Origin of the sequence: Actinotignum sanguinis, from assembly GCF_003957255.1 — a bacterium.
Lineage (GTDB): Bacteria > Actinomycetota > Actinomycetes > Actinomycetales > Actinomycetaceae > Actinotignum > Actinotignum sanguinis.
This window is the reverse complement of record NZ_QDIE01000009.1, coordinates 36,661-61,177: the sequence shown is the minus strand read 5'-3', so window position 1 is coordinate 61,177 and position 24,517 is coordinate 36,661. Positions and strand designations below refer to the sequence as shown.

Annotated in this window: 23 protein-coding genes and 2 tRNA genes; 16 read left to right on the top strand and 9 right to left on the bottom strand. The window is 57.9% G+C overall.

The window, feature by feature from the left end; all coding sequences use genetic code 11:
* Positions 1-245 precede the first annotated feature (245 nt).
* Positions 246-1,529: an aminotransferase-like domain-containing protein gene (locus DDD64_RS03815; protein WP_126135097.1), complete on the top strand. Its 1,284-nt coding sequence runs from the start codon at positions 246-248 to the stop codon at positions 1,527-1,529.
* Positions 1,530-1,556: 27 nt separating this feature from the next.
* Entirely contained in the window at positions 1,557-2,576 is a 1,020-nt protein-coding gene (locus tag DDD64_RS03810) for a D-alanine--D-alanine ligase family protein (RefSeq protein ID WP_241227358.1), read from the top strand.
* A gap of 282 nt (positions 2,577-2,858) precedes the next feature.
* On the opposite strand, the gene DDD64_RS03805 is transcribed toward DDD64_RS03810, so the two are convergent.
* From DDD64_RS03805 to rpmH, 8 genes are all read right to left on the bottom strand, one after another.
* Positions 2,859-4,187, bottom strand: coding sequence for a ParB/RepB/Spo0J family partition protein (locus DDD64_RS03805; protein WP_126135096.1), 1,329 nt, complete (start codon positions 4,185-4,187; stop codon positions 2,859-2,861).
* A 12-nt stretch (positions 4,188-4,199) separates the two neighbouring features.
* Positions 4,200-5,141 carry a ParA family protein gene (locus DDD64_RS03800; RefSeq protein ID WP_126135095.1) on the bottom strand — a complete coding sequence of 314 codons (942 nt, stop codon included), beginning with the start codon at positions 5,139-5,141 and terminating at the stop codon, positions 4,200-4,202.
* A 182-nt stretch (positions 5,142-5,323) separates the two neighbouring features.
* On the bottom strand, positions 5,324-5,956 hold the full coding sequence (rsmG, locus tag DDD64_RS03795) for a 16S rRNA (guanine(527)-N(7))-methyltransferase RsmG (RefSeq protein ID WP_126135101.1): 633 nt from the start codon (positions 5,954-5,956) through the stop codon (positions 5,324-5,326).
* Positions 5,957-5,983: 27 nt separating this feature from the next.
* Positions 5,984-6,484, bottom strand: coding sequence for a Jag family protein (locus DDD64_RS03790; protein WP_126135094.1), 501 nt, complete (start codon positions 6,482-6,484; stop codon positions 5,984-5,986).
* Positions 6,485-6,596: 112 nt separating this feature from the next.
* Positions 6,597-7,724, bottom strand: a complete 1,128-nt coding sequence (gene yidC, locus DDD64_RS03785; RefSeq protein ID WP_126135093.1) for a membrane protein insertase YidC — start codon at positions 7,722-7,724, stop codon at positions 6,597-6,599.
* A gap of 11 nt (positions 7,725-7,735) precedes the next feature.
* Complete coding sequence (yidD, locus tag DDD64_RS03780; RefSeq protein WP_126135100.1) at positions 7,736-8,062, bottom strand: membrane protein insertion efficiency factor YidD; 327 nt, start codon at positions 8,060-8,062, stop codon at positions 7,736-7,738.
* 47 nt (positions 8,063-8,109) lie between these two features.
* Positions 8,110-8,484: a ribonuclease P protein component gene (gene rnpA / locus DDD64_RS03775; protein WP_126135092.1), complete on the bottom strand. Its 375-nt coding sequence runs from the start codon at positions 8,482-8,484 to the stop codon at positions 8,110-8,112.
* Complete coding sequence (gene rpmH / locus DDD64_RS03770; protein WP_039898524.1) at positions 8,485-8,625, bottom strand: 50S ribosomal protein L34; 141 nt, start codon at positions 8,623-8,625, stop codon at positions 8,485-8,487.
* A gap of 482 nt (positions 8,626-9,107) precedes the next feature.
* Between rpmH and dnaA the strand changes: the two genes are divergently transcribed.
* From dnaA to DDD64_RS03750, 4 genes are all read left to right on the top strand, one after another.
* On the top strand, positions 9,108-10,751 hold the full coding sequence (gene dnaA, locus DDD64_RS03765; protein WP_126135091.1) for a chromosomal replication initiator protein DnaA: 1,644 nt from the start codon (positions 9,108-9,110) through the stop codon (positions 10,749-10,751).
* A 620-nt stretch (positions 10,752-11,371) separates the two neighbouring features.
* Positions 11,372-12,502 (top strand): DNA polymerase III subunit beta, encoded by a 1,131-nt coding sequence (gene dnaN, locus DDD64_RS03760; RefSeq protein WP_126135090.1) that lies wholly within the window; start codon positions 11,372-11,374, stop codon positions 12,500-12,502.
* Between the two features lie 13 nt (positions 12,503-12,515).
* A complete protein-coding gene (gene recF, locus DDD64_RS03755; RefSeq protein ID WP_126135089.1) occupies positions 12,516-13,724 on the top strand; it encodes a DNA replication/repair protein RecF in 1,209 nt (402 codons plus the stop codon).
* Positions 13,714-14,304, top strand: a complete 591-nt coding sequence (locus DDD64_RS03750) for a DciA family protein (RefSeq protein ID WP_126135088.1) — start codon at positions 13,714-13,716, stop codon at positions 14,302-14,304. Before recF ends, DDD64_RS03750 begins: the two co-directional genes overlap by 11 nt.
* 9 nt (positions 14,305-14,313) lie before the next feature.
* On the opposite strand, the gene DDD64_RS03745 is transcribed toward DDD64_RS03750, so the two are convergent.
* Positions 14,314-14,685 carry a metallopeptidase family protein gene (locus tag DDD64_RS03745; protein WP_164545905.1) on the bottom strand — a complete coding sequence of 124 codons (372 nt, stop codon included), beginning with the start codon at positions 14,683-14,685 and terminating at the stop codon, positions 14,314-14,316.
* A gap of 148 nt (positions 14,686-14,833) precedes the next feature.
* Between DDD64_RS03745 and gyrB the strand changes: the two genes are divergently transcribed.
* The 10 genes from gyrB (at position 14,834) to deoC (ending at position 24,511) form a co-directional block, all read left to right on the top strand.
* The gene (gyrB, locus tag DDD64_RS03740) at positions 14,834-16,915 is read left to right on the top strand and encodes a DNA topoisomerase (ATP-hydrolyzing) subunit B (RefSeq protein ID WP_126135086.1); all 2,082 of its coding nucleotides are present in this window, start codon (positions 14,834-14,836) and stop codon (positions 16,913-16,915) included.
* A gap of 14 nt (positions 16,916-16,929) precedes the next feature.
* Entirely contained in the window at positions 16,930-19,548 is a 2,619-nt protein-coding gene (gene gyrA, locus DDD64_RS03735) for a DNA gyrase subunit A (protein WP_126135085.1), read from the top strand.
* Position 19,549: 1 nt separating this feature from the next.
* On the top strand, positions 19,550-20,215 hold the full coding sequence (locus DDD64_RS09020) for a DUF3566 domain-containing protein (RefSeq protein ID WP_241227357.1): 666 nt from the start codon (positions 19,550-19,552) through the stop codon (positions 20,213-20,215).
* The gene (locus DDD64_RS03725) at positions 20,208-20,897 is read left to right on the top strand and encodes a YczE/YyaS/YitT family protein (protein ID WP_126135084.1); all 690 of its coding nucleotides are present in this window, start codon (positions 20,208-20,210) and stop codon (positions 20,895-20,897) included. Before DDD64_RS09020 ends, DDD64_RS03725 begins: the two co-directional genes overlap by 8 nt.
* Positions 20,898-21,100: 203 nt before the next feature.
* Positions 21,101-21,174, top strand: a tRNA-Ile gene (locus DDD64_RS03720).
* A 17-nt stretch (positions 21,175-21,191) separates the two neighbouring features.
* Positions 21,192-21,317 (top strand): hypothetical protein, encoded by a 126-nt coding sequence (locus tag DDD64_RS09095; protein WP_276330025.1) that lies wholly within the window; start codon positions 21,192-21,194, stop codon positions 21,315-21,317.
* A tRNA-Ala gene (locus tag DDD64_RS03715) sits at positions 21,317-21,392 on the top strand. The genes DDD64_RS09095 and DDD64_RS03715 overlap by 1 nt, the downstream gene beginning before the upstream one ends.
* 572 nt (positions 21,393-21,964) lie before the next feature.
* On the top strand, positions 21,965-22,732 hold the full coding sequence (locus tag DDD64_RS03710) for a GntR family transcriptional regulator (RefSeq protein WP_126135083.1): 768 nt from the start codon (positions 21,965-21,967) through the stop codon (positions 22,730-22,732).
* An 82-nt stretch (positions 22,733-22,814) separates the two neighbouring features.
* On the top strand, positions 22,815-23,783 hold the full coding sequence (locus DDD64_RS03705; protein WP_126135082.1) for a ribokinase: 969 nt from the start codon (positions 22,815-22,817) through the stop codon (positions 23,781-23,783).
* 23 nt (positions 23,784-23,806) lie between these two features.
* Positions 23,807-24,511, top strand: a complete 705-nt coding sequence (gene deoC / locus DDD64_RS03700; protein ID WP_126135081.1) for a deoxyribose-phosphate aldolase — start codon at positions 23,807-23,809, stop codon at positions 24,509-24,511.
* Positions 24,512-24,517: the final 6 nt, after the last annotated feature.

The following is a 24,517-nucleotide window of genomic DNA, read 5'->3' as shown; positions in this document are numbered from 1 at the left end:
TTGCGGGGTATCTCCTTTCGAGGATAGGTAGGAGTTGATTCGAAAGGTACCCGCGATGGTCGCCTTTGTGTATACCGACACGAGGATCACCGCGGGATACAGATACACCACACTAACGGACGCAACCTAAGAACTCAGCGCGTTCGGCTCCGCAATAAAGTGATGCGCAAAGCACACCTGCGAACATTGTTTTATCGCGGCCCCGAGCGTGGCACACTTAGTGTGTTAAAAGAGAAGGAGAACGTATGGGCGAGCAGCACGCCGGTCCCGGATTTACCAGACTTGATCCATGGTACAATGTTTACGCTGATCGAGCTTTAGGAATGAAGCAATCCGAGGTTCGTCAGCTTTTCGCCGTCGCAAATCGTCCCGAAGTAGTGTCTCTTGCTGGGGGTATGCCAAATATTAGCGGTCTCCCCTTAGACTTCCTCGCGGATATGACCGCACGGCTCATCCGTAATAATGGCGCTAAAATGCTACAGTACGGCGGTGGCCAAGGAACGGAAGAACTCCGCGAAATGATCGTGGAAGTCATGCGCCCCGAAGGTATTCGTGCTCATCCGGACGACATCAATATTACGACCGGCAGTCAACAGGCCCTTGATCTCGTTTCCCAGATTTTTATTAATCCGGGCGACGTGGTTATTGCTGAGGCTCCCTCCTACGTTGGAGCGTTGGGAACTTTCCGGGCGTACCAAGCTCACGTGGTGCACGTAGAGATGGATGCCAATGGCCTGATTCCCGAGCAGCTTGAAGAAACGATTAAGGATCTTGAAGCCGTTGGAAAGCCAATTAAGTTCCTCTACACCATCCCCAATTTCCACAACCCTGCCGGGGTGAGCCAATCCGAGGAACGCCGCCGGCGTATCGCTGATATTTGCGATAAGCATCATGTTCTTATCGTCGAGGATAACCCTTATGGCCTGCTTGGTTTTGATGGCGATCCCATCCCTGCTATCCAAACGTTCAACCCGGATGGCGTGGTGTACTTGGGTTCCTTCTCCAAAACTTTCGCACCGGGATTCCGCGTCGGCTGGGCATTGGCACCTGCTGCGCTGAGCGCGCGTCTCACCCTCGCCGCTGAAAATGCGATCCTGTGTCCAACCACTTTTGGTCAGCTTGCCATCGCGGAATATCTGCGCACCTACGACTGGTATCAGCAGGTCAAGGAATATCGGGGTATGTACGCTGAGCGTGGTCAAGCTATGCAAGCAGCTCTTGAGAAATACATGCCCATGTGCACGTGGAATAAACCTCGGGGTGGTTTCTACACCTGGGTGAAACTTCCTAACGGTCTCAATGCGCATGAGATGCTTCCTCGTGCGGTGAAGAACCTGGTCGCATATGTATCGGGAACCGCTTTCTTTGCTGACGGTCAAGGTTCGGATCATATGCGGTTGTCCTTCTGCTACCCAACCCCGGAACGTATTACGGAAGGCGTTCGGAGGCTCGGAGAAGTTATCGGCCAGGAAAATGACCTGGTTCAGATGTTCGGTGTGGATGATTCCTCGCCACGGGCAACGAAGTAATTTGATTGCTATCGATTCTCAAAGACGATGAGTAGAGTGAAATCCGGAGGGAAAATGGACAATATTCTTACCGTTGCTATTCTTGCCGGTGGTCTTACACACGAACGCGATGTGTCGCTGAGTTCGGGGCGGCGGGTCGCAACACTGCTACGCGAAGCGGGTGCCCAGGTCAAGGTTCTCGATGTTGACGCGACCTTGCTCCAGCGTCTCAACTCCATGAATCCTACGGTGGTCTGGCCGTTGGTGCATGGTGCGACCGGAGAAGATGGCGCGCTTCAAGATCTGCTTTCTCTTAGCGGGTACCGTTTTGTAGGGTCGACGGCGAACGCCGCCCGCATCGCCTCTAATAAAACGGTTGCACAATCGCTTTTGCGCCATGCCGGACTTGCCGTTCCGTGGTCAGTGAGCTTCCCGGAAGCTCTTTTCCGAGAAGTCGGGGTGGCACCTATCCTTGAGCTTCTTGGGGAACGCTATGACTTCCCCTTGGTGGTAAAACCTAATTTGGGAGGCTCGGCCCTGGGAGTAACCATCGTTAATAAAGCTGGTGATCTTCCTCGTGCCATGGTTGATTGCTTTGCTTATGGGGAAGAGGCACATGTCGAAACCTTTATTGCAGGAACTGAAGTTTCCGTTTCCGTTATTGACGGAGCTAACGGTCCCATCGCGCTACCGCCGGTAGAAATCGAAACCGATGGACCCTATGATTACGATGCACGCTACTTCGCCGGGCGCGCTAAGTACTACGTACCTGCGCGCCTTTCCGAAGAAGAGAAAATCCGAGTTGCAGATGCTGCCCTCACAGCGCATACCACTCTTCGGCTTCGCGATGTTTCCCGTATTGACCTCATCGTAAAAGATGGCATTCCGTACGTTATCGACGTGAATATCGCTCCGGGCATGACGGAAACATCGTTGCTTCCCCAAGCTGTTGAAGCATACGCGCGAGACACAGAGACAACTCCCGAATCTCTCTACCTGCAAATTTTGCACCGTGCCGCTGGACGAGATCTTAGTGAACCGGAAGACCTTCCTGATATGGCAAAGTAGTAACAATGGTTATATTGGGGATATCCCCATGGAGCGGGCAATGTTTCACGTGAAACATTGCCCCCTTCCTTTAAACCCGCCATTAGCGCTATTCCATAATCACAGCATCATCACCGATTTAAAGCCAGCATCGGATATGTTTCACGTGAAACATGAGGGAAGTACCGCCACTCACCAAGCACCACGACAAAGAACTAAGAAATGCCAAGTTGTCGACATTAGAATATAAATCAGGGCAATGTTTCACGTGAAACATTGCCCTGTAACAAGAAAGCTCAGCCTTTATGCTTCGCCACTATCTTCATGAGGAAGATTGACGCCCTCCACATCTGGTGCCAGAACGCTCAAAATCCGATTGAGATCCTCGAGAGAACCAAAATCGATTCGCATAGTTCCCTTCGTGCGGCCCATATCGACTTTGACCCGCGTATTGAGGCGATCACCCAATTGGTTGGCCACGGAACTTAGCTCATGTTCAAAGCGCCTGACCCGAGCTCGGCGCGGCGCCGCCGGCGTTGATTCATCACCGAGGGCGACAATCTCTTCCACCGCACGAACGGAAAGTCCTTCCGCAACGATCCGTTGGGCGAGGCGTTCCATAGCGCCAGCATCAGCGAGACCAAGAAGCGCACGTGCATGCCCTGAAGATAGCACGCCCGCCGCAACTCTCCGTTGTACCAAAGCGGGGAGCTTCAAAAGTCGCAACGTATTAGTAATTTGCGGGCGTGACCGCGCAATCCTCTTCGCGAGCTCATCCTGAGTACATTGGAAATCCTCTAGTAATTGCTGGTAAGCAGCAGCCTCTTCTAGCGGATTTAGATCTGCACGGTGTAAATTCTCGAGAAGAGCGTCCCGCAGTACATCTTCATCTGAGGTACGCCGAATAATAGCGGGGATATGGGTTAAGCCAGCCCGTTGGCTCGCACGCCAGCGGCGTTCGCCCATAATGAGCTCATACCGCGCATCGGGCTGATTATCCAAAGGCTCACTCAGTGGCCGAATAACGATGGGCTGAAGAACGCCCACTTCCTTAATCGACTGTGCAAGCTCCTCTAAATCATCCTCGTCGAAATTGGTACGAGGCTGTGCATGATTAGGAACAATAATAGCTATATCAATTTCGCCGTAGGTCGCACCGGGAACCGCAACAAGGTCAGCGTCCTCCGATGTTTCACGTGAAACATTGCCAGCCGCTCCACTATCACTCTTTGATTCTGATAGGACGCCATCAGTCTTGGAATTTTTACTGGCAGGTTTCTTCTTTGGCATATCAGCAGATTGTTTCGAAGCTACACGCCGAGAGCCGCCCGATGTTTCACGTGAAACATTCTCTCCTGCTGTGCCGTATCCAAGGTCTAAGGGACTAACCTCATCGGAGAGATCCTTCTGGTGCACATCCGCCGCGGGCAAGGAATCTTCCTCCGAAGCAGACAGAATACCACCTTGACCGCTGCTGAAACTCTCCGAATCCTCATCCTTATGCGAACTCTCATCCTTCTTCTTCACAGTTCCGAAAAAGATGTCGATTGGGCTTTCAGTATTCTCTGCCTGTTCCGGTGGAATGAGGGCCCCGAGTCCACTACCTAAACCGCGCCGTTTACGAGTTGCCACGATGATTCCTAACTATGAGAGAGCTGAAAATTCTTTTGCTGCCGCAAGATAGGCGATGGCAGCGCGATTTCGGGGGTCATGGGTGAGAACACTTTTCCCGAAAGACGGCGCTTCCGCCGCCGCCACAGATCGGGGAATCTCCGTGTGAAGCACCCGGTCACCGAAGTGTGAACGCACTTCTTCCGATACGTCTTTCGCAAGATTTGTGCGAGTATCTACCATGGTCACGATAAATGCCGAGATATGCAGCTTCTCGTTTCGTGACGAACGCACATCCTCAACCGTTTGTACCAATTGAGCTACACCCTGGAGAGCATAGAACTCTGCCTGAATAGGAACCAGCACCTCATCAGCCGCGACCAATGCACTTACCGGTAACAACGCCATGCTCGGGGGGCAGTCAATGAATACAAAGTCAAAGGCCTTCCCCTGCGCCGCAAAACTATCCATAGTTTCCCGGATCGCCTCGCGCAAAATAGAGTACCGCCCAGGTACCTGGCCTAATTCAAAATCAACCGCGGCCAAGGTGATACTCGAGGGCGCCACGTAGAGATTCGGGATGTCTTCAAGTTGAATAAGAACATCCTCGAGCTTCGCTTCACCCTTGAATACTTCGTAAACGTCAGTACGTTCCTCTTGCGGGCTAATTCCCAAGCCGGTCGAAGCATTCCCCTGTGCATCAGCATCAACAAGCAACACTCGCATGCCATTAAGAGCAAGGGCTGCCGCCATATTAACAGCGGTCGTGGTTTTACCAACGCCACCCTTTTGGTTAGTCACCGCAACAACACGAGTGTGCTCCGGCTTCTGGAATTTACTCGCTTTTACCTTCTTAAGGCGCTTGAAATCTTCGCGAAGTTCACGGGCGATCGGAGTGTCCCGATCCTGTGGTGCAGGGGCAGGTGCCGAACTCGGTGCAGCACGACGTCCAACTTTTTTCCGGGGATCACTCATAAATAACGCCCTCCTTACCTCAGAATATTCTAGCCGTTATCAAGCGTCCTCAGTGCCGTCGTCAGCTGGGTCACGGCCACCACTCCCGCAATCTAAGCATTACCGATACCGACCGAACATATGTTCGTTATATGGGCCTCCGAAGCTCCTCAACCTATGACTCAAGCCAAGGAACTACCCCGCTAGGACGCCTTTTTAGTTACCTCCACAACTCGGGTAGCCTCCGCAGTTCCGAAGGGAACCACCGCGTGCACTGTCACCTCCACGGCGCCGTAACGCTGCAATTGCGCTGCGGCGTCGTCAATTTCTTGGGCGGCGCGCTCACCCTTGAGAGCGACCAAACGCCCCCCGGGTTTGACCAGCGGCATCGTCCAAGGCAGTAGTTTCTTGAGAGCCGCCACCGCGCGGGCAGTCACAATATCCGCAGCGAAACGACCTTTGAGCTGTTCCGCACGGGCGGTGCGCACCTTGACATTTCGCAAGCCTAATTCGCCCACCACGTAGCGTAGCCATTCGGTGCGGCGCTCCATCGATTCAATCAGAGTCACGGTAACGTCCGGCCGCACAATCGCCAATACGATCCCCGGAAAACCAGCCCCGGAACCCACATCACCCACCGTGGCATTCGCGGGGATGAATTCCTCAATAGCTAGCGAATTGAGAAGGTGACGGGACCATAAGCGACCCAGTTCGCGCGGACCCACCAGCCCGCGTACCTCGCCTTCCTCTTCAAGCAGGCGCGCAAAATGAAGCAAGGTTCCCCATGTCGCCGTGCCGAAGTGTTCAGCACCGGCGGCAGGAGGAACCTCGATCATAGGATGTTCTTCCGCCATGTATGCGTATTAATCCTCGTCCGCGGGCTTGATAACCACGTGACGCCCCGCGCCTACACCTTCGGAGTCGGACACAAGTCCAGCAGCGGCGGCAGCATCATGCACAACCTTGCGCTCGAAGGGATTCATGGGATCCAACTCGATTTCGTCGCCTGTTTCCTGTACCTCGCGGATAGCTTCGGCAGCGATTTCTTCAATCTTGGCGCGCCGCTCATCGCGGTAGCCCGCGATATCCAGCATGAGACGCGAGCGTTCCCCGGTTTTTTCCTGAACCGCAAGGCGGGTCAAATCCTGGAGCGCGTTGAGGGTCGTACCGTGCCGGCCCACCAGGCGCCGCAGCCGCTCATCGGCTTCACCCTCGGTGACAATGGCAATCGTGGCACGATCTTCGTCAATCGAAATATCAATATCGCCGTCGAGATCAGCAATATCCAGCAGTTCTTCGAGGTAGTCAGCCGCAATATCGCCTTCGCGATCAAGCTTCTTAATATCCTCAGACGTTTCGCTCATTCTTTCTCCTGGTATCCGGGGGATCCCCTTCTGGGGCTGCCAAGATGTTGCGCAACCCGTCCGTTCCTTTTCTTTGACTAAGTTTAGCTTGTTCTACACCGGTAGCCGCGTGTTACTTACCGCGGTTTTTCTTATTCTTCTTGGCGCGGGCGCGAGCCCGTTCAGCCTGCCGGCGTTCGTAGCGCTTCCGAGCACGTTCTTCATCCGTCAAACCATCTTTACCGACGGCGGGCTTATCGTCGTCGCCCTCATCTTCCGGCCGCGGCATATACGCATCGGGACTCAGCCCGGCTTTCTTCGCGCGTTCCTTACTCATCGGCTGATAACGCTGGCCGCCCTTCTGCTCCTCAGCTTCCAGTTCGGCAATCTCTTCATCGGTGAGTCCCTTGCGCTTACGCTTTTCCAGAATGCGCTTTTCCCGCTCGATATAGGCCCGCGAACCGGGGGTGGGATTGTGCCGAATGAACCAGCTCTGCTGGCACATATTCCAGAGGTTACCGGCGCACCAGTAGATGAGCACACCCACCGGGAACACCGCACCGGAGAAGACATAAATCAGCGGCATACCGTAGAGCATCATGCGTTGCATGCGCAGAGCCGCGTTATTCGGATCCTTCTGTTCCGGCATATTCTTCGTCATGAGCTGACGCTGCGTCCAGAACATGCTGAGGATCATGATGACAACAAGAACGACGGCGACAATCCGCACCTGGGTGGCATTAGCAAATTGACCCGCGGTGGAAATGGTGGCGGACATAGGAGCACCGAAGAACGTGGTGTCCTCGAAGTCCTGCGCAACCGACTGCGTAATCGGCCCGATGGGGCCACGCTTACCCGTCGCAATGGAGGGGAAGTTAATAAGCACCCGGTACAGGGAGAAAAGAATCGGCATCTGCACGAGCATCGGCCAGCACGAGGCCATGGGGGAGGCCCCGTGTTTGCGGTAGAGCGCCTGCAGTTCTTCCTGCTGGCGCTGCATGGACACCTGATCCCGCTTCCCCTTGTACTTCTTCTGCAGCTTCTGAATATCGGGTTGCAGCACCTGCATCGCCCGCGAAGCACGAATCTGCCGGTTATACAGCGGCAAGATGAGCAGACGAACCACAATGGTCAGGCCGACAATGGCGCATACCCACGCCGGCCCGGCGCCCTGGTTCATACCCAGGAGTACGAGTCCTTCGTGGATGCCGTACATCACCCACGAGACCGCCCACATAAACGGAGCGAGAATTGTATCCACTTAGTTTCTCCTCACGCTATTGGACGATCCTGGTTGGGACTGCCCGTAGCGTTGTTCTTATCGTCTAACGCGTCTTCTTTGGCGTAAAGCTCGAGAAGCTCATCTTGGTCCAATGGTTTCTTTGGCCACTGACCCGGTGGTGGCACTCGATCTACGCCGCCCTTCGTCAATGGGTTGCACCGTAGCAAGCGCCACACGGTTAAAAGTGTACCTTTGCCGGTCCCGTGAATCTGTATGGCTTGTATCGCATAGGCCGAACAGCTCGGTGCGTAGCGGCACCGCGGGGGACGTGCGGCTGAGATGTGGCGTTGGTACCAGCGCACCGCCCGTACCAGCATGCTTTCTTTGCGTTGCTCGTGCGGTTTCCCGCTTGCCCCCGCCGCGCTCACGCTGTGCTCACCGCCCGAGAACGGTGCGCGCGTGCCTTGGCGAGCGCGCGATCCACATCCTCACCGAGTTGCGCGCTGCTGCTTCCCGCCGCGGCGGGAAAAGCGCGAACGACGACGAGATCGCCGTCGTCAAAAAAACTGAGGCGCGCACGCATAAGATGGCGCAGTTGCCGATATACCCGATGCCGCACCACGGAATTACCCACGGTTTTGGATACGACAAAACCGACCCGCACAGGGTGAGGGCCGGTTAGGGTCGATTCCGACTGGGAGCCGAGGATGACTTGGACGCGCCGCGTAGAGCCGCGCGTTCCGGAAAAGGCCGAGTCGAAATCCGCCGAACTCCGCATGCGGTGAACGGCTGGAAGCATTTACTGAGCCGAAATCTTAGCGCGACCCTTGCGACGGCGAGCTGCCAGAACAGCGCGACCCGCGCGGGTCGACATGCGCTTGCGGAAACCGTGTACCTTAGCGCGACGGCGATTATTCGGCTGGAAAGTCCGCTTAACCACGGTGATCCCCTCCACTAGATATTGACGGGCTTATCCACAACCGGTGGCGGCCCTTCCTAACAAATACGCGCGGCTGAACCACGCATGGACTAGATGACTTTACGCGAGATCCAGGCGATGAGTCAAAGGTTTTTAGCGTGCGGTGACCGTTATCTCAAGGATGATCACTGTGAGAAAACACGTACCGAAGCAATTTTTTCGGACTATACACATCTGTGGAAAAGATTGAGGATAGGTTTTTAAGGCTCCACAGCGCGCAAGTGACCTGTGAATAACAGAGGTGTAATTTCCACAGGTGTGGAGAAGCCTGTGGATAACTTGTTAGCGTGTTGCGCGTCATTCACCTACGATAGGCAGACAGAGATAGGGCATGGCCTCACCAGATACCGTGAAACTTACAGTCGTGATCATCAACGGCGCTCGGATCACCTGGCTGCGAGGCTCGCCCCCTTTTTTCTTAGAAGAGTCCTCAGGAGGATGTCATGGCGGAGATGAACCCCGCGCGCGATGCTTGGCTTGCCGCCTTGGAATTGCTGCGTATGCAGGGCGACCTCTCCGATTCACAATCCGCTTTTGTGCGCATGGCCCATCCACTCGCCACCGCCGAGGACATTTTCATGATCGTGGTGGGATCCGAATTCGTGAAGAATTGGATCGAAGAACACGTTGCTGATCTGATGACCGGGGCGCTTTCCAATATCCTTGGCCACAGCATCCGCTTGGTTATTTCCATTGATCCGAGCGTCAATGAATCCCCGCTCCCGGCTGCGGAACGCCGGGAATCCCGCCCGGTGGAGACCGCCCCGGCGCCGCGCCGCGTGGAAACTCCCACCGCTCTTTCCCCGGATTCGGAATGGAATAAGTCCGCTACCTATCGGGATTTCACCCTGGAAGAACCGGGAACTTATCCCGATGTGCCCGCCGAGCCGGTGGCCGCAGCTGCGCCGTCGGCCCGTACTACCCCGCACGTAACCGCACCGGTCGAAAAGCCTGAACCGACCTCGCTCGCAACTTTGGCGATGGCCTCCGGGGAAGAAAAGATCTATGGGAATTCCGCCGATCCTTCTTTTGCGGCGATCTCCACCGCCGCCGGTCTCAACCCGAAATACACGTTCGATAATTTTGTTATCGGCGATTCGAACCGTTTTCCTACCGCCACGTCGCTAGCGGTCTCCGAAGCGCCGGGAACCACCTATAACCCGCTGTTCCTCTATTCGGATTCCGGGATGGGAAAAACCCATCTCATGCACGCGATCGGGAATTACGCACTCTCGCTCTACCCGAATATTCACGTGCGCTATATCAGCGCCGAAGAGTTCACCAATGCTTTTATTAACGCGGTGCGTGACGGGCGGCAAAGCGAATTCAAGGATTCTTTCCGCAAGGTCGACATTCTTCTTATCGACGATATCCAATTCATTGGCGGGCGTGATACCACCGTGGAGGAGTTCTTCCACACCTTCAACGCCCTCACGAATTCCAATAAGCAGATTGTTATTACCTCCGATGTGGCCCCGAATCTGCTCAACGGCTTCGAAGAGCGGATGCTTTCGCGTTTTAACTCCGGGGTGGTGGCAAGTATTGACCGCCCAAATCTGGAAACCCGTATCGCCATTCTGGAAAAGAAAGCGCATGTGGACGGCATTAGCGTCCCGCGCGAGGTGCATGAATATATCGCCACGCATATGACCACGAATGTGCGCGAAATGGAAGGTGCGCTGCGGCGAGTCACCGCTTTCGCGGATCTATCCAAGCAACCGGTTTCACTCACGCTATCCGAGATGGTCCTCAAGGATCTCATTACCAATCCGGATTCGGTGGATATCAAACCGAGCCTCATCATGGCGCAAACGGCGAATTACTTCTCCATCACTATCGACGATCTCACCAGCGCGGATCGCTCCCGAATTCCTGTTACTGCGCGGCAAATCGCCATGTATCTGTGCCGGGAAATGACGGATCTGTCCCTCCCGAAAATCGGTTCACTTTTCGGCGGACGCGACCACACCACCGTCATGCACGCCTATCGGAAAATCGATAAGCAGATGGCCGAGCGGCAGACCACCTATAACCAGGTCTCCGAGCTCTCCGTGCGTATTAAGCAGGCGGCCAGCCAGGCCGGGTAACTTAGGTCGGATAGCTCAAGCCCGGTAACTCTACAAACCAGGCCGGGTAACTCTATACATCTGTAACGCTAACCGCGGCGCACGCCGGGGGAGAATCTGTTTGCCTTGGCACCGGGGCCGGTGCACGCGTGCGACATATTGAGTACGACGCCGCGGCCACCTGCCTCCATAGCCACCTCGTCTCGCAAGTCAGCCTGATATATATCCCTATTTCCTCGCTCACACACCAGGATCAAGGCTATCCACAGGGCTTGCGGATAAGCTGTGGATACGAGCTCAAATTAAGCGGATTGGCGGGATCTAGCGGTGGATAGCATTAGGGCTCAAGTGTCTCATCCCCCGAAAGTACTTCTTATCCACAACGCCGTCCACAGGCTCATCCACAAGCAGAAATCGCATGCGCACGCCGTTTCGAACACATTTCCACAGTGTCCACAGCCCCTACTACTACCACTACCTATTAACACTCGCATGAACAACAACCGGTCGCCGAGGGCCTGTGCACCCGCCGCGATAAACTACACCGTTGTAATTACAAAGCCGCTAAATTCTTTTCCTTCCGGGCCTTCCCTCGCGTAAAGTAGCTCTAGAAGTTCTTGTCATTGGGAGGAAGGTTCGCTGTGAAATTGCGGATTGAACACGATGTCTTCGCGGACGCCGTCTCGTGGACGGCACGCACTATCCCCACCCGCCCTTCGCTGCCCATCCTTTCCGGGATCAAAATCGAAGCTAAAGACACCGGCGTCGTTGCACTCTCCTCGTATGATCCTGATATTTCCTCCTACGCTGAAATTACCGGTGATGTAGAAGAAGCCGGAACCATTTTGGTGCACGGGCGCCTGCTGGCCGAATATGCTCGTGCACTTCCCAATAAGCCCATTGATCTCACGGTCGAAGGCACCAAACTTGATCTCCAATGCGGCTCCTCGCGCATGGTCATGACCTCGATGCCGCTGGAAGATTACCCGGCTGCCCCGCCCCTCGATGGAGTATCGGGCGTGGTAGACGGCGCAGCCTGGCAGCATGCGGTTGCCCAGGCCGTTACCGCCGCCTCCACCGATGACACCCTCCCGCTCCTCGTCTCGGTCTGCATCGAAATCAACGGCGAAAATATTGCCCTCATGGCAACTGACCGCTATCGCCTGGCCATCGCCAACCTCACGTGGGAACCGGAAGATCCGCAGATTTCCGCGCGAATTCTGGTGCGGGCCAGCCGGCTTTCCGATATTGCCAAGTCTCTCGGTTCCGTCGGTAATGTGTGCATGACCCTCGATACCACCGGCCGCACCGGCCTCATTGGTTTCCGCGCCGCGGACCGCCAGAACGTGGCTCGCCTCATTGACGGGGATTATCCGCAGGTCCGGGCGCTCTTCCCGGATACCGTCAACGGGTACGCGGTGATTGACCGCCTGATGCTGCTCGATGCCATTAAGCGCGCGCGGCTCGTCGTCGAAAAGAATAGTGCGGTGCGCCTGAGCTTTACCGAAGGTAGCGTGGTACTGGATGCCGGTCAAAATGATTCGGCGCAAACCAGCGAAGCCCTGCCGGCCACCCTCACCGGGGAAGATATTGCGATGGCTTTCAACCCGGCCTACCTGCAAGATGGCCTGACCGCGGTAGATACGCCTTTCGTGCGCCTCTCCTTCACCAGCCCCACGAAACCGGCCGTTATTACCGGCCAACCCGAAGAAAACGGCTCCGATACGGATGAGTTCCGCCTCCTCCTCATGCCGATTCGCACCTACTCCTAAGGCGCGGGTGTGAGTGTACATCTCTGACTTAGCGCTGGCGGATTTTCGTAACTACCGGCGTGAAGTGGCTCGTTTTCGCCCCGGGGTGACCATCCTCGTGGGCGAGAACGGTCAGGGGAAAACCAATTTGGTGGAGGCTATTGCCTACCTCGCCACCCTCACCTCCCATCGAGTTTCCTCCGATAATGCACTGATCCGCCAGGGCGCGACCGCCGGCGTGGTGCAGGCACGGGTGGTGCGCGGGGAATCACCGACCACCGTGGACGTAGAAATCTACGCCGGGCGCGCTAATCGAGCCCGCCTCAATCGCGGTAATGTGCGCCCGATAGAGATTCTTGGGACTATCCGCGCGGTGCTTTTCGCACCCGAAGATCTTTCCCTGGTGCGCGGGGAACCGGCGGTGCGGCGTGCTTTCCTGGATGACCTTATGGTGCAGCTTCGCCCGCGTCTCGCTGCGGTGAAAAGTGAGTACGAACGGGTGATCCGCCAGCGTGCCGCCCTCTTGAAAACTGCCGGGGCCGCCCGCAGGCGCGGAAAAAGCGTGGATCACGCCGCTATTGATGTGTGGGATGAGCAGCTGGCCGGGCTGGCCGCCCAGATCGTAGCCGCCCGCGCCGAACTGGTGGCGCGGCTCCGCCCGTACGTCACGGAAATGTACAATATTGTGTCCGGTAACCGCGGGCACGCCCGCCTTGATTACGCGGCGAATGCGTGGCGCGGTACCTTCACCCTCCCCGATGCTGCGGCGCTGTTAAACGACGACGACGCCAGCTACCACGCCGTCACCGCCCAGGAAGATGCACTGCGTGATGTAGAAACCGCTCGGGCCTTGCTGCGTTCCCAACTCGATGACCGCCGGGATCAAGAAATTGAGCGCGGCGTGAATCTGGTGGGCCCGCACCGCGATGACCTGCGTTTGTCTTTAGGGACCCTGCCGGCCAAAGGCTATGCCAGCCACGGGGAAAGCTGGAGTTACGCACTGGCGCTCCGGCTGGCCTGCTGGAAATTACTGAGCGAAGATGGCGAACCCATCCTCCTCCTCGACGATGTTTTTGCCGAACTCGATGCCCGGCGCCGGGAGCGCCTGGCTGAGCTGGTGGCCCAGGCCGACCAGGTGATTGTGACCGCGGCGGTGGGCGATGACCTGCCTGAAACCCTGCGCGGGGACCGCCTCCATATCGCGGCGGGCAGCATTACCGAGGAGGTCCGCGATGGCGCGTGAGGCTGGCGACATCTTCGCACTTCATGCTCTGGACGCCGCTCGGGAAGCAGCTTTCCGGCGCGGGGATGTGCGCACCCGCCGGCCCGCCGCGGCTCCCCGTTACCTCGCGGCGAACGGCACGGGCGCACCCGGCGAAGCCGGCGCGGCTGACCGCATCGGTGATCCGGTGGCCACTCCCGGCCCGGGCTGGGGTGATGTGGGATCCGGGGCCCGGCCCTCCTGGCGCGATCCACATCCGGTTGGTGAACTCCTGGCCCGCACCATCCGCGACCGCGGCTGGCAAAGCCACCTCGATATTGCCTCTGTTTCGGCGCGTTGGGACGACATTGTGGGACCGAATGTGGCGCGGCACTGCCGTATTGAAGATTTTTCCGACGACGGCGTGCTCACCCTGCGCGCCTCCTCCACCTCGTGGAAAACCCAGATGCGCGCGCTCCTTGCCACCCTGTCCGGGCGGATTGCCGCCGAAATAGGGGAGGGGATTGTCAAGGATATTGTTATTTTGGGCCCGAATCGGCCCAGCTGGAAGCACGGGCTTCTCTCAGTTCCCGGCCGCGGACCCCGCGATACCTACGGGTAGCTGCGCTGGCTATTCCCAGCCCAGGGAGTGCAGGGCGTCGTCGTCCAAACCGTAAAAATGCCCGACCTCGTGGATAATGGTGACCCCGATTTCCTCCACTAATTCTTCGCGTGTTTCGCACCAGCGCATCAGCGGGCCGCTGAAAATAAAGATGCGGTCGGGCAGCAAGCCGGCGTCGTCACCGCGGTCGGTTAGCGCTACGCCGTCGTAAAAACCAAGCACCGCGGGCTGGCCGTTCTCATCGTAATCTTCCGGGCGGAGCATATCGGGCTCAGGCTCTTTTTCCACTAAAAACACCACATTGGGAAGGGACGCGAGAAAAGCCTCGGGCAGCAGATCGATAGCATCGGCCACCGCCTCCTCGAATTCTTGCTCGGACATCTCCAGCACAGCGGTCCTCCGTCTCAGTTTCTTAGCTGCTTATAGGCTAGAATAGACGAGGGACTCTCCAGCGTAGGTACCTACTAGAACGGCGGTCAACGCGGGAGAGGCCCATTTTTGAGAGTTAGCCTGAAGGAGTGTTCCGCGCGTGTCGGAAACAATGAGTCATCCCGAGCCGGAACAGCGCCCGGTTCAGCAGAGCCCTGCGCATCACGTCGGTGAAGTATCCCCCGATCAGTCCTATGATGCATCGAATATTACCGTCCTCGAAGGCCTCGAGGCGGTACGTAAGCGCCCCGGTATGTATATCGGCTCCACCGGGGAACGCGGTTTGCACCATCTGGTCTACGAAGTTGTGGACAATTCGGTTGACGAAGCGCTGGCCGGCTACGCGGATACCATCACGGTAACCCTGCGTGAGGATGGCGGGGTGCGCGTGGAAGATAATGGGCGCGGCATCCCCGTGGATATGCACCCCACCGAGGGGCGCCCCGCGGTGGAAGTGGTTATGACCGTGCTGCACGCCGGCGGTAAATTCGGCCAGGGCGGCTACGCGGTATCCGGTGGCCTGCACGGTGTGGGTGTATCCGTGGTGAACGCCCTATCCACCCGGATGGAAACCATCGTCAAGCGTGATGGTTATGTATGGCGGATCGCCTATGAAAACGGGGTCCCCACCCAGGAACTTGAACGCGGGGAAGAAACCACTGAAACGGGAACCACCCAAACGTTCTGGGCCAATCCGGATATTTTCGAGACCACGGATTATGATTTCGAAACACTGCGCAAGCGTTTCCACCAGATGGCCTTCCTCAATAAGAACCTGCGTATCAACCTCATTGATGAACGTACCTCGGCTACTTCGGAAGGCGATGAAGTCACCGGGGCGGAAAGCGAAACCGCGGCGGAAGTCCCGGCGAAGCGCGAAGTATCGTATTGCTATTCCGGCGGCTTGCTTGACTACGTCAAGTTCCTCAACTCGATGAAAAAGTCGGAGATCATCAATAACGACATTATCTACTTCGAAGCTGAAGATGATGAGAAACAGATCGAAGTGGAAGTGGCCATGCAGTGGACCTCGGCCTATTCCGAATCGGTCAATACCTTCGCCAATACGATTAACACCACCGAAGGTGGGATGCACGAAGAAGGCTTCCGCTCCGCGCTCACCTCGGTGATTAACAAGTACGCGCGTGAACACGGGCTTCTCAAGGATAAGGACCCGAATCTTTCCGGTGATGATGTGCGTGAAGGTCTCACCGCGGTTATCTCTGTGAAACTAGGTAATCCTCAGTTTGAAGGCCAGACCAAAACCAAGCTCGGGAATACCGAAGCGCGCACGTTCGTGCAGCAGCAGATGTACACCCAGCTCAGCGACTGGCTCGATTCCCACCCGGGCGATGCCAAAGAGATTATTCGCAAGGGCACCCAGGCTTTTGCCGCCCGTGCCGCGGCCCGCAAAGCCCGCGAAGCAACCCGGCGTAAATCCGTGCTGGAATCGGCCTCCATGCCGGGCAAGTTGAAGGATTGCACCTCGAATAAACCCGAAGAATGTGAAATCTTTATTGTGGAGGGTGATTCCGCGGGCGGTAGCGCCGTCAACGGGCGCGATCCGGAACACCAGGCCATCATGCCGATCCGCGGCAAGATCCTCAACGTGGAAAAAGCCCGCCTGGATCGGGCACTTTCCTCAGATACCATCCAATCGCTTATCACCGCTTTCGGTACCGGCATTGGCGATGAATTTGATATCGATAAACTGCGCTATCACAAGATCATTTTCATGGCCGATGCGGATGTGGACGGCTCGCATATTGCGACCCTTCTGCTCACCCTGGTGTACCGCTACATGCGCCCGCTTATCGAAGCCGGGCATGTTTTCCTAGCTATGCCCCCGCTCTACCGCATCAAATGGACGAATGCCCCGCATTCCTACGTGTTCTCGGATCGGGAACGCGATGAGGTGCTCGACGAAGGTAAAGGGAAGGGCTGGCGGCTACCGCGCGAAGAATCCCAGCGCATCCAGCGCTACAAGGGTCTGGGTGAAATGAACGCGGAAGAACTGTGGGATACCACCATGAATCCGGAATTCCGCACCCTCAAGCAGGTCTCCATCGGGGAGGCCGCCGCAACCGACGAAACCTTCAGCGTTCTCATGGGCGAAGATGTGGATTCCCGCCGCGGCTTCATTCAACGTAATGCGCACGACGTGCGCTTCCTCGATATCTAGGATTTGTCATTATTATGAGCGAAAGCGAAACGACGTCCACGTATAATCACGGCGCGATTATGGAGGTGGATCTCCAGCGTGAAATGGAGAGCTCCTACCTCGATTACGCCATGTCCGTTATTGTGGGCCGCGCGCTGCCGGACGTGCGCGATGGCCTCAAGCCTGTGCATCGGCGCGTTATTTACGCGATGTACGACGGCGGATACCGGCCAGATTCCTCTTTCTCCAAGTCCGCGAAAATCGTGGGCGATGTTATGGGGCACTACCACCCGCACGGTGATGCCGCGATTTATGACACCATGGTGCGCCTGGCCCAACCCTGGTCCATGCGCTATCCGCTGGTGTCCGGGCAGGGTAACTTCGGTACCTCCGGTGATCTCGGGGCGGCCGCCCCGCGTTACACCGAGGCGCGCATGGCGCCCCTCGCCCTGGAAATGGTGCGGGATATCAAGGAAAATACGGTTGATTTCGAGCCGAATTACGATGGCTCACTCATGGAACCGTCCATCCTCACCTCCCGTTTCCCCAATCTCCTGGTGAACGGCTCCGAAGGTATCGCGGTGGGTATGGCCACCCGCATTCCGCCGCATAACCTCCGCGAAGTCAATGACGGTGTGCAGTGGTACCTCGCCCACCCGGATACTTCCCGGGAAGAACTCCTCGGTGAGCTCATGCGCCGCATTAAGGGTCCGGACTTCCCCACCGGGGCAACCATTCTGGGTACCCGCGGCATTGAAGATGCCTACCGGACCGGGCGCGGGTCCATCACCCAGCGCGCCGTGGTGGAAGTGGATGAGATCGGTGGGCGCACCTGCCTGGTTATCACCGACCTGCCCTACCAGGTCAATCCGGACCGGCTACTCGACAAAATGGTGGAGGGCATCAAGGATGGCCGCCTCCCGGGCATTGCCGATATTCGCGATGAAACGTCCGGGCGGGCCGGCCAGCGTATCGTCGTCGTTCTTAAACGCGACGCGGTACCGAAGGTTGTTCTCAACAATCTCTACAAGCACACCCAGCTGCAAAATAATTTCCCGGCAAATATGTTGGCGCTGGTAGACGGGGTGCCGCGCACGCTTTCCCTCGATGGTTTCGTGCGGCACTGGGTCACGCACCAGATGGATGTGATCCGCAGGCGCACCGAGTACCGCCTCAACGAAGCTCTCAAGCGCATGCATATCCTCGAGGGCTACCTCAAGGCTCTCGATGCCCTGGATGAAGTTATTGCGCTTATCCGCGCTTCGGCCACCGTGGATGTGGCCCGCACCGGCCTTATGGAGCTCCTCGATATTGATGAGGACCAGGCCAATGCGATTCTGGAAATGCAGCTGCGCCGCCTGGCCGCCCTAGAACGCCAGAAGATCCTGGACGAATACGAAGAAAAGCGGGCCCTCGTGGAGGACTACCGCGGTATTTTGGCTTCCGAGGATCGCCAGCGCTCCATTATTTCCGAAGAACTGCAGGCTATTACCGATAAGTACGGTGATGACCGGCGCACCACCATCCTCCCCTACGACGGAGAGATGAGCGTGGAGGACCTCATCCCCGAAGAGGACGTGGTGGTCACGGTCACCCATTCCGGGTACGTCAAGCGCACCAAGGTAAGTGAATACCGCGCCCAGCATCGCGGCGGTAAGGGTATTCGCGGTGCTTCGCTGCGCGTAGACGATGTGGTTGATCATTTCGGGATTGCTTCCACTCACGATTGGCATTTGTTCTTCACGAACCTCGGGCGGGTCTACCGCCTCAAGGGATACGAATTGCCCGAAGGTGGGCGTGATGCGAAGGGCCAGCACGTGGCGAATCTGCTGGCTTTCCAGCCCGGCGAAACCATCGCGGCGGTCCGTTCGATTCGCAGTTACGACGATGCGAAGTACCTGGTGCTCGCCACGAAGTCCGGGCTGGTGAAGAAGACCCCGCTCGCGGATTACGATTCCCCGCGCTCGGGTGGTCTGATCGCGATTAAGCTGCGCGAGCTGGCGGATGGCAGCAGCGATGAGGTGGTGGCCGCTTCCTTCGTGGATGAGGCCGATGACCTCTTGCTCGTTTCCCGCCACGGGATGTCTTTGCGTTTCACCGCGAATGCGGAATCGCTGCGGCCTATGGGCCGGGCGGCCTCCGGGGTGACGGGCATGAAATTCCGCGGGGATGATTCCCTCCTCACCATGGACGTGGTGCATGATGATTCCCAGGTGTTCGTGATGACGGAACAGGGCTTCGCCAAGCGGACCAGCGCGGATGAATACCGGGTGCAGGGGCGTGCCGGCATGGGTATTAAGGTGGCGAAGCTGACCGAGGCCCGCGGGGACCTGGTGGGTGCGCTCATGGTGTCCAGCGGTGACGAGGTGCTCGCTATTATGGAATCGGGCAAGGTGATGCGTGCCGCGGTTGATGAAGTGTCGCTCACCGGCCGCAACACCCAGGGCGTTACTTTCGTGCGCCCCGATAAGGGTGACAGAATTATTGCTGTCGCGCGTAATGCTGAGGTGGAGATCGAAGAAGATGAGGTCCCCGCCGCCGGTGCGCAGGCGGCAGCGGAGGAACCGGCTACCGAATCGGAGCCGGCGCAATCGACGCAAGCTGCGGAATCTGCGGAATCGACGCAACCGGCCGCTGAAACCTTGGAGAACTGAGATGACAGAAACACAACACACTCCGGAACATCAGCCCGGCCGCGGGCGTGATCGTGCGGGACTGGAGGCAACCCGGGTGCGCGGCGCCATGCCCGCGGCTGCGGAGGGTCATAGCGGTCCGGCCGTTGCTTCCGCGCCTGCGCCTGCGCATTCTTCTTCGCGGCCGGGTGGCGCAGCTGGCGCGGCGGTGCGGGGCGCCAGCGGGTCAGCCGCCGCGGCGGGGCACACGGCGGTTAGCGGGCAGCGGGCGAGCGCCTACCCGCGGGTATCCGCCCCGGAAGGTGCTGCTCCCGCGAAGCAAACGGTGGGAATCCGCCGAATCCGGATGACCATTGCCAAGGTGGAGCCGATGTCCGCCATGAAAATCGGTTTCCTGCTCTCCGTGGCGATTGGCATCATGATCGTGATCGCGATGATGCTTATCTGGTTCGTGCTGGACGGCATGCACGTGTTCTCCCAAATGTCGGATCTTTTTGACACCCTCGGCAATGAAGAATTGCTGCGGGTGGGAGAATACATGGAATTTGGCCGCTGGATGGCTTTCGCCGTGCTGGTGGGGATTATTCATATTGTGCTTTTGACCGCGCTTTCCGCGATCGCGGCTCTTATCTACAATCTCTTTGCGGCCCTGGTGGGAGGACTGCGCTTGACAGTCACCGATGAGTAGGGCGCATGCCCCGTGGTGGCTGTGGGTTATCCGCTACCTTGTGTTGGCCCTGGGCCTATTCATTATGGGCTTTGGTATCCAGCTGGCTATCGCTTCTGACCTGGGTACCTCCCCAATTTCCTCGCTCCCCTACGTGGTATCGCGCATGACGCCCATCTCGGTGGGCACCCTCACCGGGTGCATGCACGTGGTGTTCATTGCGATCCAGCTGGTGCTGCTGCGCCGGGAATTCCCGCCGCTGGAATTCCTGCAACTACCCATGGCTTTCCTTATGGCCACGGGAATCGACGCGGCCGGCGCCATCCTCGGGCCGATCACCTATTCGAGCTATACCCAACAGTGGCTGCTCTGCCTGGGCGGGGTGGCGGTGCTCGCGGTGGGAATCTGCGTGGAAGTGAGCTCCGGGGCGGTCGTCAACGCCGGCGAAGGCGTGGTGATCGCCATCTACCGGAAAACAGTGCGCCGCTTCGGCGTGCATCGCTGGACTAATTTCGGCGCCATCAAGGTCTATAACGACGCCGCCCTGGTTGTTCTGGCCAGCGCATTGTCACTCGCGGTACTCGGGGAGCTCGTGGGCGTGCGAGAAGGCACCCTGGCGGCAGCGGTGCTGACCGGCCCCGCCATCCGCCTGGTGACTCCCTGGATAGGGGTGCCGCTCCGCCGGCTGCTGCGGCTGAGTTAGCCAAGCGGGGAGCGCGCGCCGGCTTCGCCGGCGCCGGCGTCGTCGTAACAGATACGCGCGAGGGTACGGGAAAACGCGAATTGGGGTGCGGGTTCCCGTGCGTGAAAAGGGTGTTTACGCACGCCATCGGGCCGGTGTGACGCGAAACGCAAGCGAAACGATTTGGAAACAGCGGCTCGTCGGTGTAAACTCATGTGGTCACCGGGCCTATAGCTCAGTTGGTTAGAGCGCAGTCCTGATAAGACTGAGGTCGATGGTTCGAGTCCATCTAGGCCCACGGTTACGAGGAGGGTTATGAAACGGATTGTTTTCTTCCTCGGCTCACTTGCTGCTGGATGTTGTGCTGTCGCTGCCCTGGTGCACGTGATGGATGAGCATTCTCGTTGGCACCGCGTTCCGGATCCTGCACCGGAATCTTAGGGGCTATGGCGCAATTGGTAGCGCACCTGCTTTGCAAGCAGGGGGTTAGGGGTTCGAGTCCCCTTAGCTCCACCAGATTTTTTGATGCTCAGCCTTTAGTCTCCTTTGGCTTCCTCCCGTAAAATGCAACCTGTCGGCACTGGTACCGACACATAGCAACATAACAACGCGCGGGCTTGCAGGATGCAACTTCTCGACGCGGACGGTCTCAAAAAGCAACGCCACAGCACGGAGGCTCTGCAGAATGCAACGCCTTGAGTGAGGAGCTCATAGAAAGCAACGCCAGCACCCGATTTGGAAAAGTTAATGTAGTTGTGGTTGCTTTTTGTGAACCAGCCCGCGCTCCAAGGCGTTGCATACACGGATCCCCTCATTGAGATTGCCCGTGCGCTATAAACTGACGACTGGAATTCCCACAAACTGACGACTCGATTTTCGATAAACTGACGACTGTCGGGTCTATAAACTGACGACTCGGCCCTAAAAAGCGCGCGATACCGGTTTGGCGCGTGATTCAGTGCGTGAATACCTCGTTCTTTCATCAGGAGTTTTCCAGCGCCCTTCCAGGCCGCGCGGTACCCTAGAGCTACCGGGCAAGGCAGCCCGAGCTAAGAACAGTGAAGTCCAGGAAGCGATGGTGAGGAACCATGCCTAATGAGTCCCCGACTCTCGACCGCAGCGCCCCCACTCCCATTTTTCGCCAGCTCGCTACCTGGATGCGTGAACAAGTAAGTACCGGTGCGTGGCGGCGCGGCGATCAGCTTCCCATGGAAATTACCCTCGCGGAACAGCTCAATGTGGCCCGCGGAACCCTACGCAAAGCCGTGGATCAGCTCATTGACGAAGGTCTGCTGGTGCGGGTGCGCGGGCGCGGCACTTTTATCGCCCACGATATTGTGCGTTCGCCGCTCACCTCCTCCCTCACCACCCTCGCTGAAGAGCTTGAGCAGCGCGGAATTGACTACACCACCCGCGTCCTCACCCAGGAGGTCATTCCTGCCCCGCCGCCGATTGCTGCCGCGCTGGGAGTTGAAGGCAGTATTTTCCACCTGCGCCGCATGCGTGGCGACGGCGAAGGTTCCATCACCCTCCTCGATAATTGGGTGGTTCTGCCCCCGCTCTGCGCGGAACGTGCCATCCTCGTCAAACAGGATTACGCGGAAAATTCCCTCTTCGGCACCCTGGAAAGCGATCTGGGCATCGCCCTCTCGCACGGCAGCCGCACTATTTCCGCCATCGGGGCTGATCGCAATCTCGCGCGGATCCTCGGAGTTCCGCACGGATTCCCGCTCATCGATATGAAGCAGGTAACCTACGATGCTTCCGACCGCCCGGTCGAAACCTCGCGGATCTGGATTCGCCCGGATCGCTTGCGTATTCACTCCATCGTGCATCGCGCCCCGCTACCTTCCTAAACTTGTTCACTAGCTGTACCTACTTGTATATGCTTGTTCACACTGCTACCCTCGCCTTAACGCACGAGTTCGAGGGGGAGCAATGCGAATACTTGTTGTCGGCGGCTACGGTGTCGGCCTGTCATTTTTCACCGAGCGCCCGCCCGCGGATGGCGAAACCATTTCCGGGGCCCGCTTCAGCCAGGAACACGGTGGCAAAGCATCGAACCAGGCTGTTGGGGTAGCTCGCTTAGGTATCCCGGTCAGCTTACTCACCGCTGTCGGTTCGGATTGGTACGCGCATGCCGCGCGTGAAATGTGGGCGGCCGAAGGGGTGGACGCCTCCGCCGCGATCACCAAAGACGGCGTCACTATGGTCGGTGCGATTATTACGGACGCCACCGGAGAGAATCGCATTATCCTCGCCAACGGGGTTTTGGACCAGCTCAGCCCGGCGGATATCGGCGCGCACGCCGCCATTTTCGAAAGCGTGGATACCGTCCTCATTTCCTGCGAAATTCCCGCGGCGAGCGTGGCTCGTGCCATCACGTTCGGGCGCGCGGCCGGGGCGCGCGTTATTCTCAACCCGGCTCCGGTGCCGCTCCTGCCCGAGCATGTCTTGCGGCAGGTTGACGTCATCACCCCGAACGAAACAGAAGCGCTTGCGCTCCTGCACATGCTAGGGAGCGACGACGACGCCACCGCGCTCGCGGCCCTCTCACCCCAAGAAAAGGCCGCACGCATCGCTCAAGCTCTGGACTGCACCGTGGTGCTCACCCACGGGGCGGAGGGCTGCTATGTGTGCGAAAGCGGCGGCGAGCCGGAGAAAATCCCCGCGGAGAAACCGCGGGCGGTTGTGGATACCACCGGGGCGGGGGATGCCACGAATGCGGCGCTCGCGGCGGCGCTCACCTGCGGGGCCGGACCGGTGGAGGCGGCTCGCTTCGCGAATTGTGCTGGCGCACTTACCGTAGAAAAGGAAGGAGTACTGCCGGGTATACCCAGCATTGATGATCTTCACACCCGCTTCGGTGCTGAACGCTGCGCCGTCGTACTTTCACGCAACTCATAACAATCCGAACGGAAGGATAAATAATGGAAAAAACCACGCGTATTGCGCCGGAAGATATTACGAACCCGCGCGATTTAGCCCCGTATATTCAACACACCCTCATTAAGACCGGAACCACGCGGGCCGAATCGATCCGGCACGCGGAGCAGGCTATTGAATACGGATTCAACGCGGCGATGGTGGCCGGATCCCAGGTGCCCATTACCGCGAAGGTCTTGGAAGGTACCGGGATTGAGGTGGCCTCGGCACTTGATTTCCCGACCACCGGAGTGATGACCTCGGCCGGAAAAGCGGCGGAAGCCGAAGCACTGGTGAAAGCAGGCGCCACCCAAATCGATATCGGGGTGCAGATCGGGTGGCTCAAAGACGGCGAATATGACAAGTTCCGTGAGGATATTGCCGGCGTCGTCGCCGCGGGTGTGCCCGTCAAAGTGATGCTGGAACTGCCGCTGCTCACCGAGGACGAACGCCGCGCCGCGGTGGAGCTTTCCGTGGAAGCAGGTGTGAAGTACCTCAAAAACGCGTCGTCCGGTTCGGTGGAAAAGGCGAGCGTCGAATCCATTAAATTCTTGAAGAGCCTGGCACCCGCGGGCGTTCTCATCAAGGGATCAGGTGGCATCTCCACCTTTGACCATGCACTATCTTTGATCCGGGCCGGAGCGGCCCTGGTGGGATCGTCGAACTCGGTTGCCATTGTGACCGGGGAAAACGGCCACGAGAGTTACTAGGAGCAC